The organism is Stutzerimonas stutzeri, from assembly GCF_024448935.1.
GTDB lineage: Bacteria > Pseudomonadota > Gammaproteobacteria > Pseudomonadales > Pseudomonadaceae > Stutzerimonas > Stutzerimonas stutzeri_AO.
Window position 1 is genome coordinate 1 of record NZ_JAMOIE010000112.1, and the last position, 13,708, is coordinate 13,708.

Consider the following 13,708-nt stretch of genomic DNA (forward strand, 5'->3'; position numbering starts at 1 on the left):
CTATTACGAAAGGCTGCAGTTCGAGACACCGCTGGATATCAAACTGCGCGCGGACACCTTGAGCAAGGCCGTCCTGTTTATTGGCTACAGCCTTTCCGATACCAATATCAGATTGCTGTTTTACAAGCTTTCAAAGATCTGGAACCAACACGAAACGCTAGGCGTCCGGCCGATCTCCTATGTTTTTTCGCATAAACCCAACCCCGTGCAGGAAGAAATCCTCAGCCAGTGGGGCATCCGCATGATCACCTCTGAAGATGACGAACCAGGGCTGGCATTGCAGAACTTTCTGAAAGAGTTGGTGGAGGGCTGAGGAAGGTTGCGCATGGTTTGAATCCGGTCAAACGTAAAAGCTTATTTATTAGAACATCGGGTAACAGCGGATACGTCCTTGCAATATATAAACAAACGAAACGGGCAACTGGCGAAACGGCAAGGTACTCGGCCTGTGTCAGGAGGTGCTGTTTTCGGGCGTCGCCATATCATCCGGCAGCAGTTCGTCTTCGGGGTCGCTATCGAACTCACGCCCCATGGCGGTCCGCCACCAAACCGGTACCAGCAACAAGCCCACCGCTATGCACACCCAACTGATCACGGAAGACCCATCCGGTGGCGGAAACATCAAGCGGCCAACGCCGACCAGCAGGGTAAACAGCGAAACGGCGGTCACCGCAACTGCAGAAAGACGTGTACCAAGTGCCTTCACCGAAACGGAGGCTGCCATCCCATTGAGCCTCGCCGCGCGCCGCCAGAAGCCGAACGGCCGTACACGACTATAGAAGTGCTTTAGTGTGGCGTCGTCGGTAGCGGGGGTAATGAAGGTCACCAGGATGGCGGCGGTGGTGGTCGCTAGTGCCATGATTCCAAGGCGCACCCACTCACGATCAGGGTCGGTGCCGAGGTAGTAGAGCAGCAGTGGCGCCGTGATCAGCGACACCGCCATCGCCGTCAACTCCGAATAGAGGTTTATTCTCTCCCACAGCCAGCGCAGCACCAGTACCGAGCCCATTCCCGCGCCGAATAGCAGTGAAATGAACCAGGCGGTCTGGATCGAACCGAGATTGGCCATGATGACCATCGCGATCACCAGGATCAGTACATTCGACAACCGTGCGACCAACACCAGCTCGCGATCCTTTGGCTTGCGCTTGAGCACGTGTGGCGCGAACACGCCTCCATAGACGTCATTGCTCCAATAGGAAGCCCCCCAATTGAGGTGCGTATCGACGGTTGAAGCCAGTGCAGCCAGCAAGCCGACGAGCATCAAGCCCCTTACGCCTGGCGGCAGCAGGTCTTCGATACCCTGCACGAACAAGGCCTCTCGCCCAGCAGTGAAACCTTCACCCGCCATTTCACCGGGGGTGAAGGGATACAACACCAATAATCCGATGGCAATCGCCATCCAGAACAGGCTGCGCAGGAATATCTGCAGCCAGGTGAACACCAAGCCGGCAATCCGGGCGTCACGGTCGGTGGGGCATGCCATGCTTCGCTGCGCCAGATAGCCGGTACCGTCAGCGTTCATCTGAAAGAACCACTGCAGGCCAACGATCACCAGAAACGGCATCAACGCCTCTCCCGCATCTGCAGGCGGTGCGAAAGACAGCATCCTGCTCGCCTGGTCGCTACCGTAGAGCTCGACGATGCGGTCGGTCAACCCGCTCAAACCGCCCGCCGCATCGACCACGAACCAGGCGTAGAGCAGTGTGCCGATCATTGCCAAGCTGAACTGCATAACGTCAGTCTGTACCACGGCGCGCAAACCGCCCGTAATCGAATACATTGCGGTAAACGCGAGGATCAGCAGGATCGAAATCAGGTTGTTGGCAGTCATCATCGCCGGATCGAGTCCAGTAATGCTCTCGCCAAGCTGGATGCCCATATTGGCGATGAACGCGACGACGGGCTCATAAAGGCCAGCCGGCAACCACAGATGCCACGGCAGGAATACCTCAGCGATACGAATGGCCGCTACCAGGACCATTGCCAGCACCACGCAGTTGATCACCGTGCCGTAATAGATAGCCTTGAGCAGACGCAGCGGCGTGACACCTTTGCCGCTATAGCGCACACAGGTCAACTCAGCGTCGGTCAGCACTCCGGCGCGACGCCAGCCCACCGCAAAGACGAATGCCATCAGCAAAAACGCGAGGCCGTAGATCCAAAGGCGCCATAGCGCAAAGACTCCCGCCGTCGCGACCAGACCGGTCACCAACAGCGGCGTATCGGCCGCGAACTGGGTCGCCGCCATGGAAAAGCCGGCCTTCCAGCCCTTGATCGCCCGGCCGGCAAGGAAGTATTCATCGAGGCTTTGGGAGGCCTTGCCCCGTGCGCGCAGGCCGGAACCCAGACCGTAGAGAATGAAGGCCATGACGATCAGTAGGTCCAACATTTTTATTATGTCCTAGCTGGAGGCTGTTCTTCTGAGAGCGTGAACGATGGCGGAAAGTTGCAGGCGTCGGATGAACGCCGAACGGAGCGAACATCGAATTCGGCTTGGACTCATGGGCCGCTGGCCAGACGAGCATCGGTTAATATCCGGCAGCATTGTTGGAGAACTGCTCATGAAAGCATCTCAGTTGTGTCAGCCGCCAGACCAAAGCCGACCTTTGCTTGACAAATTCTACCGAGCCCACCGCAGCCATACGCGGGCGCCGGCGGGTGCTCGCCACCGGGTCGCACAGCATCTGGAGATTATTGCGGGGCTATGCCTCGCAGGCGTCGATGGCGGCCATTGGCTGAGCGGTTTGCTGGTCGCCCCAAGCCAGCGTAACCAGGGCCTGGCGGCCCAAGCGCTGGCCGCCGGCGAAGGGCCTGTATGGTTATTTTGTGAGCCGGGGTTAGCGTCTTTCTACAAGCAACGGAATTTCAGTGAGACCACTGCTTTGCCAGACTCACTCGCCCTTCGCCTACAACGCTATAACCAACACAAGACGCTTGTGGCGCCATGTCACGATAAGGAGCAAGCGGCATGACGGTAACCGTGCTGAAAATCGCCACTGCCTGCCTGCTTGATGAGACGGGACGCGTATTGATCGTGCGCAAGCGCGGCACCCATGCGTTCATGTTGCCTGGCGGCAAGATCGAGGGTGAGGAGACGCCTCGACAAGCGCTCGAGAGGGAACTGCAAGAGGAACTGGATCTGCTGATGGACCCGTCGAAGCTAGAGTCGCTCGGCCATTTTCAGTCGCGGGCGGCAAACGAACCGGACCATTGGGTGGAAGCTGACGTATTTGTTGCGCGTTTGGAAGCCTCGGTAAAGGCACAGGCGGAAATCGACGCGCTGGACTGGCTGGAAGTACATGCAGAGCGGCAGGGGCACCTGGCGCCCCTGCTACGAGAGCAGGTACTTCCCGCACTGCGCCATAGCCTGCTCGCAGACTGAAGCTGGGGGCACCAATGAGCAGCTACGGAGAAATAGGATCACTGGCCGGAAAGGTCTCCTCCAAGGCCTCATCCAGCTGGTCGTCATTAGCCTCCTCTGGATCACGTTTGACCGGGTCTTCTTCATCTCGCGCAGGCTGGGCAGGTTGATTCGGTTCGTTGCCGTTCATGGTGAGCACCTCTGCGTTAGGTTACGGCTATTAGTCCATTCCCCCGCGCAGTCGTTCGCTCACCCACCTCTACAAAAACTCCACACAAACCCAAGCGAGATGAGTCGTCGTTCTGCGGGCTTTCGGGGTTTCTCGGGGTTTCTATTGTCGCCCGAGCAGGCAACGTAGTTTTCGACGCAGCCACCCATCGAGCTCGTCCGGCGTTCGCATATCAGCGGTCAACCGGAAGTAAAAAGCTGGCACTTCCCCTCGCCGGGTGTGCAGGGGATTTACCGAAAAACGCCCGCGCGCTGCGGGCTTTTCAATGGCGCAGCGGTCAGGCGCGATCAATGCCCTTCTTCACAATGTCTTTGGCTTCGCCCTTGACTTGCTGAGCGTCGCCTTTGACTTCCTGACGCCGGCCTTCGCGTTTCATGCCCTCGTTATCAGTAGCCTCGCCCAGACCCTGTTTGGCCTTGCCCACGGCTTCGTTGAGGTTGCCTTTCATTTTGTCTCCAGTACTGCTCATGGCACGTTCCTCTCTGCTTGGGTACGTTCAGTGGACAGAACCGCTCCGACAATAGTTTCGTTTTCCCGAGGAACGGTTCGGCAAAGCCGCTCAAACATTGCGTGCTTTGGCCAGGCGGTCGAACAATGGCCGACCGGCGAGATGCAGAAACAGCGGCGCGCCAGCGATCAAATAGAAGTAGTAGGTCACGAAGCGCCAGATCAGGATGGCCGCCGCGGCCGTTGACTTCCCCACCAAAGGCGCAAGCAAGGCCGCGGAGGCCAGTTCGGCACCGCCCGCACCGCCCGGTAGCAGGCTCAGCTGACCGGCCGTCAACGCCAGCATCTGCAGGATAAAGGTCCAAGCCCAGGCAAGCGGTTTACCCAGGCCCAGCAAGGTCAGGTACAGCACGCTATAGCGCAGCATCCAATGCAGCGCGGTCAGGATGAACACTCCCAGCAGGATCGTGCGCGGCAACCTGAAACATTCGAGCAAGGCGTTGCGAAAACTCAGCACTTTTCTGGCCCAGCTACGCTGGCGCGTGCCCTTCACACCCAGTCGGCCAATCAACCAGCCGTTGAGCAGAAATACCTGGCGATGAAAGCGGCCAAGCAAGGCCAGTAGCACCATCAGGCCGATCAGCAGTGCCGCACTGAAGCCAAGCAGGCTGGCGATATAGGTGTTTAACGAATGGGTGACCGCATAGATGAGCACACCCACCAACGCACAGGCGAAAAACAGCAGGTCGGTAAGCTGCTCGACCGCATAGGTTGCGGTGCCCTTGGCAGGCGGCACGCCATGGCGCAGCAGCAGCGCCATCATCGTCAGAGGGCCGCCCGCACCGCCGGGCGTGGCACAGATGGCGAATTCCGTGGCGATCACGATGCTCACCGCACGGTGCTGCCCCAGCCGACGGTGGCCTATGAGCAATCGCAGCCGTAGCGCATTCAGGTACCAACCGACGACGATCATGCCCAGCATCGTCAGCAGCAACCCCAGGGGAAAGCCCCGTAACCGCTCGAGCAGGTCGCTGCCGCCCAGCAGGATTGGTACCAGCGCGGCCATCAGCAAGGCGCCAGCCAGCAACCACCAGCGCCGGCTCATGCCGCGGCGCTCGAAGCCAATACGTGGCGGTCAAGCCACTCTATCTTCGTCACCGGTTCGCGCCCGTCCGCCAGCAGCCGAGTCAACAGATCCAGCCAGTACTGACGCGAGAACTCATGGCGCATGTCCACCGGGTGCAACCCGAGCCGCAACACCGGCGACCGCTGGTGTCGATGGAGCATTCGCTCGCTGAGCAGCCGTGACATACCGCGGCGCCATGTACTTCGAGCACTCCAGACCAGACCGGGCGCGTCTATGGCTTGGTAGTCGGGCAGCAAGTAAAAATGTCCCGGGTCGCTGGTATAAGTCAGCCCAGTCGCGGCCAAGGCTTCTCGAGCTCCCGGCCCCAAAAGCCAGGCAGGCGCCACGAAACCGTGCAGGGGCCACTGGTTGCGTTCGAACAGCGCGATGCCATGCCGTAGACGTTTGGCTGACTCTTCCCGGCTCAGCGGGTAGAACTCACCTTCATGGGTAAAGACGCGGCGCATGAACCAGTCACGTGGCGTGCGTGGCGAAGGCGCTTCATCCGCGTGGTAGCAACCGTGCAGGATCAACTCATCGCCACGAGCGAGCCGCCCATCCAGCAAACATCGAAAATCGGCGTGATCCTCGAGCCGGTTGCGTCGATGGAAATCCGGCACCACCAGCCATGAGATCGGTATTTGCCCCAGTGCGTCGACCGCTTCGACAAAAGGCCGGTAGTCCGGCCAGGTCTCTGGCGCCACGTCATGCAGCACCAGCATCAGGCTGCGCTCAGCCATGCGCGGCGACCGGCAATTGAGCCGTGCCCAATACGGCGTGATAGTGCGCCAACAAGCCGGCGACCACTGCATCCCATGCATAGTGCGCCTCGACATGCTGACGGGCTTGCATGCCGAGCAATCGCGGATCGTCCTCGAACAACTCTCGTACGGTCTGCGCCATTGCTGCGGCGTCCAACGGGCGACAGAGCCGACCGGTATGGAACGGCACCAGCTCAGGCAATGCGCCAGCGCGTGCCGCGATAACGGGTATCCCGCTGGCCATGGCCTCGAGCGCTACCAGGCCGAACGTCTCCTGATTACCGGCGTGCAGCAGGACGTCGCTGCTGGCCATGTAGCGCGCCACCTCCGCGGCAGGACAAAACCGGTCAATCACTGACACATTGGCTGGCACCCGATGGGGCATGCCCGACCCTACCAGCAGCAGATGATAGGGCTCGCCCAACTGCCGCGCGGTTTCCAGCAGTACGTCCAGGTTCTTTTCGCGCGATCCTCGGCCGGCAAAGATCATCAGTCGTGCATCGTCGGCGAGGCCCAGCTCCCGGCGAACTTGCGGGTCACGCAGGCTCGGCCGAAAGGTTTCCAGATCAACGCCCAACGGCTGCACATACACGTTGTCGACGCCCAGTGAAACCAGCTTTTCCGCCATCACTCGGCTTGGCGCCAGCACCCGGTCGAAGCTGCTGTACAGCCTCGACACATAGCCGTTCATGTTGGTGCCCAACCACCCACCGATACGGTTGCTCACCAACAGTGGAAGGTCTGAGTGATAAAAGCCGATCACCGGCACGTCGAGCCTGCGACCGGCATCCAGCGCCGCCCAGGCGGTCATATAGGGGTCCCCGACCTCGATCACGTCGGGACGCAGCGAACGCAGCTGATTGCGCCAGGGCGCGCGTCTTACCGGAAATCGGTAGCCTTTGCCGAAAGGCAGTGCCAGCGCTGGTATCTGATAGATGCCGGCGTTGTGGCTATAGCGCTCACCCGGGACCAGGATGCTGTGGCGAACGCCTGCATAGAGCTGCAGACGGCGGTGTTTAGCCTCGAGATAAGTACGCACCCCGCCGCTGGCGGGTGCGTAGAACATGGTCACGTCGGCGATGTGCAAAGTGGAGCGTCTCCGTTAGGTCTCGATGCAGAACCTTCGGAGCCCGGCCAGCCAGCTGTGATCAGCCACCTGTCGGTGAGGCCACAACCGGGCCATTTGCCAGAAAGATTCTGCAATGAAATCAATGGACCACCGACCGGGGCGGTTGTTCGCAGACGCACCCGCGCGACCTGGGCGCGCTAGCCGTCGACTCGCTTGTCACCCTCATCCTTGCCCTCTGCCGAGGCGTGTTCGATTACGGCATTCATCTCGGCCCCGAAGAGCAGGACCGCCGCCGAAATATAGAAGTACAGCAGAAGAACGATGACCGCGCCGATGCTTCCGTAGGTCGCGTCGTAGTTACCGAAGTTCTGCACATACAAGCCGAAGGCAGTGGAAGCGGCAATCCAGACGATCACAGCCAGTACCGAGCCTGGGGTGATGAAGCGGAACTCCTGTTCGACATCGGGCGTGACGTAATAGATCACCGCCAGCACCAGCATCATCAGCACCACCACGACCGGCCAGCGCAGCCAGGTCCAGAGGGTGACCACGATGTCCTTCAGGCCTACCTGATCGGCCAGCCACTCGATGACTTGCGGGCCGACAATCATCAGTGCCGCGGTAGCCAGCAGAATCAGCGCCAGGCCGATGGTGTATACGACCGAGAGGAGGATCAGCTTCCAGGTTGGCCGCCCTTCTTCGACGTCGTAGGCCTTGTTCATCGCGTTCATCAACGAGCGCACCCCGATCGAGGCCGACCACAACGCCAGGAGAATACCGAAGGAAAGGAAGCCACCTTTTTTCTCCTGCATCTCGTCAATGACAGGATTGACCAGGCTCAGGGCGTCGGGTGGCAACACCAGCGACACCTGCTCACGGAGCCAGGTGAAAAACTCCTGCAGATCCAGCAGACCAAGCAGCGAAATCAGAAACAGCAGAAAGGGAAACAACGAGAAGATGGCCCGGTACGCCAAGGCCGACGCATAGGTAGTCATGTCGTCATTGCTGAACTCTTTGAAGGTGCGTTTCAGCAGCTCGAAGCCGCCTACGCCACGCAAATCCAGCATCGCCATTCCCCTTATCGCACGCGGTTAAAAACCAAAGCCGTCAAAAATGGGACGGCCCTGCTTTGTAAGAGTTCGCCCAAGAACGCCAGCGCCGGCCGCCCTTCCTCCCGACAACCAGGATTAAGCCAGGCTACGGACGATGGGGAACTTTCCGCCTCGACAGCGCTCTTGATGGAGAGCCCAATTTGGCGGTCGCTGACTGGGAACGCCTGCATCAGCGTCGTTCTGCGAGCTGCTCTTGAGTGGACTCGCGTTGAGCGGCAGAGCAACCCGGACGCCAACATGGCTTGTCGCAATTCGGGACAGCAGGAGCAGTAAATGAAATTGGCCTACGCCACGGACGCCCCCCAGCCAGGAATGAAAGCCGACCTCGTCAAATACGCCCGGCTCATCGTTACCAAAGGCAGCGGCGCGGGCGCTACGCTCGGCCTGAACATCCTATTGGCGCGCCTGCTGGTGCCAGAGCTTGCCGGGACCGTGTTCTTTTGTGTAGCCCTCGGCATATTCCTGTCATTGCTGGCACGGCTGGGCCTCGACATCGCCTGCCTTAAAAACATTTCTTCCCTGCACGAAGGCCAACAGCGAAGCTACTTCGACCGTGCGCTGATGCTTGCCGCGCTGATGAACATTCCCGCGTTCCTGATCGGCCTGGCGGTGGTGTATTTCTCCCAGACCACACAAGCCTATTTCGTGCATGCGGTGGTTCTTTTCGCGGTTACTGCGCTCGGCCTGTCGCTGCTGAGCATCGCCAGCGAAACCTTGAAGGCCAAGCACAAGACCAGCGAAGGCCTGTTCTGGCAAACCGCCTTCCAGCCTGCGCTAACGCTGCTGCTGGTGGCGGTCACGGGTAGCGATCTGACCACCGTTGTAGCCTGCTTTGTGTTCAGCTTCGCACTGGCGATCCTCGGTTCAGTCTGGCGCGCCCGCCGCAGCCTGCCCCGCTCAGGAGCGGAAGCTGCGCTGGGCTGGCGCGAGATGCTCATCCTCTGTGTGCCGCTGATGCTGATTGCAGTGATGAACAGCATCATCGAGCTATCCGACACGCTATTGCTCGGCGTGCTGCGCTCGGCCAGCGAAGTCAGCATCTATTACATCGCCGCCAAGATCGCAGCGCTGTCGACCACGCTGCTGTTCATCATCAACGGCACCATCGCCCCGGACATCTCCAAACGCTGGGCGCAGAACGACCGCGCAGGTGCGTTCGCCATTGTCCGCAGGTATTCGCGCTTCATGCTTGCGCTGGCGCTGATGATCCTGCTCGCCATCGGCCTGCTACGCGAATACATCCTTGCCGTGTTCGGCCCCGAGTACCGCGAGCAAGGCGTCTATCCCTTGCTGGTCCTTGCCATCGGCTATTTCTTTGTCCTGGCCGCAGGCCCGCTGGGCATCTTCATGACCATGACTGGCAATCACCGTCGTTACTTGCACAACAACATCGCGGCCTGCGTGATCAACGTAGCGCTAAATCTGATTCTCATTCCGCGCTACGGCGTCAACGGTGCCTGCTTTGCCACAGCCGTAGCGCTGGCGATCAAAAACACCCTGCTCTTCGTGCAGTTCAAGAACATCGCAAGGAGTCCGACGCCATGACTGACCGGGTAAACGTAATCGCTTATGGAGCCTATGACCGGCACAACTATGGCGACCTGCTCTTTGCAATCGTCCTCAAGCGTTACCTGGAAGCGGACGGTCGCTTTTCTGTGATAGTTGCCGCGACCACGAAGTCCAACCTTTCAAGGTACGGGGCGCTTCCCACCGTTCCGCTGAAAAAAGCGCTGGAGGCCACCCGTCAGCAGCCAAAAACGATGCTCATCGTGGCCGGCGGCGAATGCCTTACGGCGCAGTGGGAAAGCATCATCGGCTACCTCGCACCGCAGGCGATCTATTACCCGATCAAGGCGAGCCCCTACCTGATCGGCCATAAGGCGTTCATCCGCCTGAGCCGAATGTTCACTTCGATTCCGTCGGACGTCCCGCTAGTCCTTGGCGAACGCGACCTGCCCGGCTACAAGGTGGTGTACAACAGCGTCGGTGGAAACGAGATCAGCCGCAAGAAGCCGCTGATCCATGACGCCATCAAGCGCAACCTCAAAGACTGCACCTATGTGTCGGTACGTGACCGGGAAACCTCGGCTGAGCTGGACAAGCTCGGAGTCGAACACAACCTGGTGCCGGATAGCGCGATCCTGATATCCGATATTTTTCCGCAGCAGGTCGATCCCGCCGAGCCCGGCCATATCGTCTTCCATATCTCCGATCACCACGCCAAGCGCCGCATCGAGGCGATCGCTCAGCAACTGACCGAACTCAACGTCAACACCGGTCTGAAGATCGCGCTATTGACCATTGGCAAGGCACCCGGGCATTCGGATGACGAACCGCTCGACAAGCTACACAGCCTGCTCGGTGACGAGCGCGCCTACCGTGTCGACAGTGGCAACATCGAAGACATCATTCGCTGCATCGCCACCAGCAAGCTCTATTGCGGTACCAGCCTGCACGGCGCGATCACCGCGCTTGCCTACGCCGTTCCGCAAATAGCGTTGCTCCCGCAGCGCGTGATCAAGCTCTCGAGCTTTCTTGAAACCTGGGTTCCCAAGCAGTCGTGCGGCTTTGCAGAGGTCCCACAGCTCAGCCAGATCGGCACCCACCTGATTGACGTGTTCGGCGACAGCCAGCGGGCCGAGCTGCGCGCGGTGGTCGACGCCATGAAAGGCCGCGTGCGGGCCAACCTCGACCATATGGTCGAGCTCTACGACGCGGCCCCTGCGCACGGCGAGACAACCCGCAACGAACAGCACAAGCCGAAAGCCGTAGCCGCAAACTGAGTCAGCAGCCTGGCGCACCACGCAAAAGCCCGCAACTATGCCGGCTTTTTGTCCATCAGGCTTCGCTCGGCCGTCGAACTAGCGAACCGAAGTCATCCGATTGGCTCGTGCCATGTGAAGCTTCCGGTAGCTGTCGATGAGCCGCTGGTGCCGATCGAGCCCTTCGAGTTGGATGCTGGTAGGGGTCAAGCCGAAGAAGCGCACGCTACCGTCCAACGATCCGATCACCGCATCCATCCGAGCATTGCCAAACATCCTGCGGAAGTTGACCTCGTAATCATCAAGTTGCAGCTCCTCGTCCAGTTCCACCTCCAATACGACGTTCAACGCCTGGTAGAACAAGCCGCGCTCGACGGTGTTGTCGTTGAATTGCAGAAAGGCCTCAACCAGCTCTTTGGCTTCTTCGAATCGCTGCAGGGCGAGACAGATCAACAGCCTCAACTCAAGAATGGTGAGCTGACCCCAGGCGGTATTGTCGTCGAACTCAATCCCGATCAATGTGGTGATGTCGGTGTAGTCATCCAGTTCGCTTGCTTCCAGTCGCTCGCCAAGTGCTTGCAAACCGGCATCGTCCAGGCTGTGCAGATTCAGGATATCCGCACGGAACAGTAGCGCTTTGTTGGTGTTATCCCAGATCAGATCCTCCACCGGGTAGATCTCGGAATAGCCGGGCACGAGGATGCGGCAAGCCGTTGCGCCCAGGTCCTCGTAGATCGCCATATAGGCGTCCTTTCCCATCTCTTCGAGGATGCCGAACAAGGTGGCGGCCTCCTCGGCATTGGCGTCGTCGCCATCGGCCGTGAAATCCCATTCAACGAAAGCGAAGTCTGCTTTGGAGCTGAAGAAGCGCCACGACACCACACCGCTCGAATCGATGAAATGTTCCACGAAGTTGTTCGGCTCGGTCACTGCGTTGCTTTCGAAGGTCGGCTGAGGCAAATCGTTGAGCCCTTCGAAACTGCGTCCCTGCAGCAATTCCGTGAGGCTGCGCTGCAGCGCCACTTCGAAGCTCGGATGAGCGCCGAACGAGGCAAATACACCACCGGTGCGAGGGTTCATCAAGGTGACGCACATCACCGGGAACTGCCCGCCCAGCGAGGCATCCTTGACCAACACCGGGAAGCCTTGCTCTTCCAGCCCCTTGATGCCCGCTACGATGCCGGGGAATTTTGCCAATACGTTCTGCGGAACATCCGGCAGCGCAATTTCCCCTTCGAGGATCTCCCGTTTAACGGCGCGCTCGAAAATTTCCGACAGGCATTGCACCTGAGCTTCGGCCAGCGTATTGCCGGCACTCATGCCATTGCTGAGAAACAGGTTTTCGATAAGGTTGGACGGGAAATACACCACCTCCCCGTCCGACTGCCGGATATAAGGCAGGGCGCAGATGCCTCGCTTTACATTGCCAGAGTTGGTGTCGTACAAATGCGAGCCGCGCAAATCACCGTCGGGGTTATATATTTCCAGGCAGTACTCATCGAGTATTTCCGCCGGCAACGCATCCTTACGGCCAGGCTTGAACCAACGCTCGTTCGGATAATGGACGAACGCGGCATTGGCAATATCTTCTCCCCAGAACTGATCGTTGTAGAAGAAATTACAGTTGATTCGCTCGATAAATTCGCCTAGCGCCGACGCTAAAGCACTTTCCTTGGTGGCGCCTTTCCCGTTGGTAAAACACATTGGCGAATGCGCATCGCGAATATGCAGCGACCAGACGTTCGGCACGATATTGCGCCACGAGGCAATTTCGATCTTCATGCCAAGATCGGCCAGCAGTCCGGACATATTGGCGATCGTCTGCTCCAACGGCAGATCCTTGCCCGCTATATAGGTGCGCGCCTCTGATCCCGTACCGGGCAGCAGCAAGGCCTGCGCATCGGCGTCCAGGTTTTCGACCTCTTCAATGACGAACTCCGGCCCGGTTTGCACCACCTTCTTGACGGTGCAGCGCTCGATTGAACGCAAGATGCCCTGGCGGTCCTTATCGGAGATATCCGCAGGCAACTCGACCTGAATCTTGAATATCTGGTTGTAGCGATTCTCCGGATCGACAATGTTGTTCTGCGATAGACGGATATTTTCGGTAGGAATACTGCGAGTCTGGCAATACACCTTTACGAAGTACGCGGCACATAGCGCCGACGAAGCCAGGAAATAGTCGAAAGGCCCCGGTGCCGAACCGTCGCCCTTGTAACGAATCGGTTGATCGGCGACCACCGTGAAATCATCAAACCTGGCTTCTAGCCTGAGGTTGTCGAGAAACTTAACCTTGATTTCCATGCGGGATTACCAGAACGATACATTTGATCGCCATTATCCGGCTTCCAGGCTGGATGTCTTATTCTTTTCCGAGAAAGCAGTTCGCAATCAGGCGCTTTTTCCGGCGATTCAGACGTCGCTACGATGCATCGCGACGCTGCCTACCGACGGAAAAAGAAAAAAGCTCGCATCGCTGCGAGCCTTGATTTCATTGGTGCCGGTGAGAGGAGTCGAACCCCCGACCTTCGCATTACGAATGCGAGGGTGTCTGGATACCCTCGCATTTCTGAATCTCTACGGACCTGTACAGAGCGAGGCATGAAGGCTATTCTAGGCTTAACGGGGTTACACCGAAATATCCATATTTCGACCAAATACGTAACCCCAGCGTAACCCCAAAATCGGCGAGGAAGGCATGCCCAGCGCAACCCATATTGCATTCAGCAAAGAAAGGCTGCTGGCGCTACCGCCGTCCGAGGCCGGTAAGCGTGCCACTTATCACGACACTAAAATTCAGGGCTTACAGCTTCGAGTGTCGCCGAGTGGGGTCAAGAC

General features: G+C 58.9%; 12 protein-coding genes. 4 read left to right on the forward strand and 8 right to left on the reverse strand.

The genetic code is table 11. The features are described 5' to 3' along the window. On the forward strand, positions 1-313 hold a 313-nt coding region (locus tag NA637_RS21960; protein ID WP_256074641.1), incomplete at its 5' end, for an SIR2 family protein. 138 nt (positions 314-451) lie between these two features. On the opposite strand, the gene NA637_RS21965 is transcribed toward NA637_RS21960, so the two are convergent. Further along, on the reverse strand, positions 452-2,392 hold the full coding sequence (locus NA637_RS21965) for a sodium:solute symporter family protein (RefSeq protein ID WP_256074642.1): 1,941 nt from the start codon (positions 2,390-2,392) through the stop codon (positions 452-454). 579 nt (positions 2,393-2,971) lie between these two features. Between NA637_RS21965 and NA637_RS21970 the strand changes: the two genes are divergently transcribed. Continuing rightward, positions 2,972-3,385, forward strand: a complete 414-nt coding sequence (locus NA637_RS21970) for an NUDIX hydrolase (RefSeq protein WP_256074643.1) — start codon at positions 2,972-2,974, stop codon at positions 3,383-3,385. Positions 3,386-3,407: 22 nt separating this feature from the next. Here the strand turns inward: NA637_RS21970 and NA637_RS21975 are convergent, their stop codons facing one another. The 6 genes from NA637_RS21975 to NA637_RS22000 all read right to left on the reverse strand — a co-directional run bounded on the left by NA637_RS21975 (position 3,408) and on the right by NA637_RS22000 (position 8,069). After that, positions 3,408-3,554: a hypothetical protein gene (locus tag NA637_RS21975; RefSeq protein WP_256074644.1), complete on the reverse strand. Its 147-nt coding sequence runs from the start codon at positions 3,552-3,554 to the stop codon at positions 3,408-3,410. Between the two features lie 316 nt (positions 3,555-3,870). Further along, complete coding sequence (locus NA637_RS21980; protein ID WP_256074646.1) at positions 3,871-4,062, reverse strand: CsbD family protein; 192 nt, start codon at positions 4,060-4,062, stop codon at positions 3,871-3,873. Between the two features lie 90 nt (positions 4,063-4,152). Beyond that, on the reverse strand, positions 4,153-5,145 hold the full coding sequence (locus NA637_RS21985) for a lysylphosphatidylglycerol synthase transmembrane domain-containing protein (RefSeq protein ID WP_256074648.1): 993 nt from the start codon (positions 5,143-5,145) through the stop codon (positions 4,153-4,155). Next, positions 5,142-5,906, reverse strand: coding sequence for a DUF2334 domain-containing protein (locus tag NA637_RS21990; protein ID WP_256074649.1), 765 nt, complete (start codon positions 5,904-5,906; stop codon positions 5,142-5,144). Before NA637_RS21990 ends, NA637_RS21985 begins: the two co-directional genes overlap by 4 nt. Continuing rightward, complete coding sequence (locus tag NA637_RS21995; protein ID WP_256074650.1) at positions 5,899-7,014, reverse strand: glycosyltransferase family 4 protein; 1,116 nt, start codon at positions 7,012-7,014, stop codon at positions 5,899-5,901. The genes NA637_RS21990 and NA637_RS21995 overlap by 8 nt, the downstream gene beginning before the upstream one ends. A 179-nt stretch (positions 7,015-7,193) precedes the next feature. Continuing rightward, entirely contained in the window at positions 7,194-8,069 is an 876-nt protein-coding gene (locus tag NA637_RS22000; protein WP_256074651.1) for a YihY/virulence factor BrkB family protein, read from the reverse strand. Between the two features lie 312 nt (positions 8,070-8,381). Between NA637_RS22000 and NA637_RS22005 the strand changes: the two genes are divergently transcribed. Further along, a complete protein-coding gene (locus NA637_RS22005) occupies positions 8,382-9,653 on the forward strand; it encodes a polysaccharide biosynthesis C-terminal domain-containing protein (protein WP_256074652.1) in 1,272 nt (423 codons plus the stop codon). Beyond that, positions 9,650-10,891 (forward strand): polysaccharide pyruvyl transferase family protein, encoded by a 1,242-nt coding sequence (locus NA637_RS22010; RefSeq protein WP_256074653.1) that lies wholly within the window; start codon positions 9,650-9,652, stop codon positions 10,889-10,891. Before NA637_RS22005 ends, NA637_RS22010 begins: the two co-directional genes overlap by 4 nt. 78 nt (positions 10,892-10,969) lie before the next feature. On the opposite strand, the gene NA637_RS22015 is transcribed toward NA637_RS22010, so the two are convergent. Next, on the reverse strand, positions 10,970-13,174 hold the full coding sequence (locus NA637_RS22015; RefSeq protein WP_256074655.1) for an OsmC domain/YcaO domain-containing protein: 2,205 nt from the start codon (positions 13,172-13,174) through the stop codon (positions 10,970-10,972). Positions 13,175-13,708: the final 534 nt, after the last annotated feature.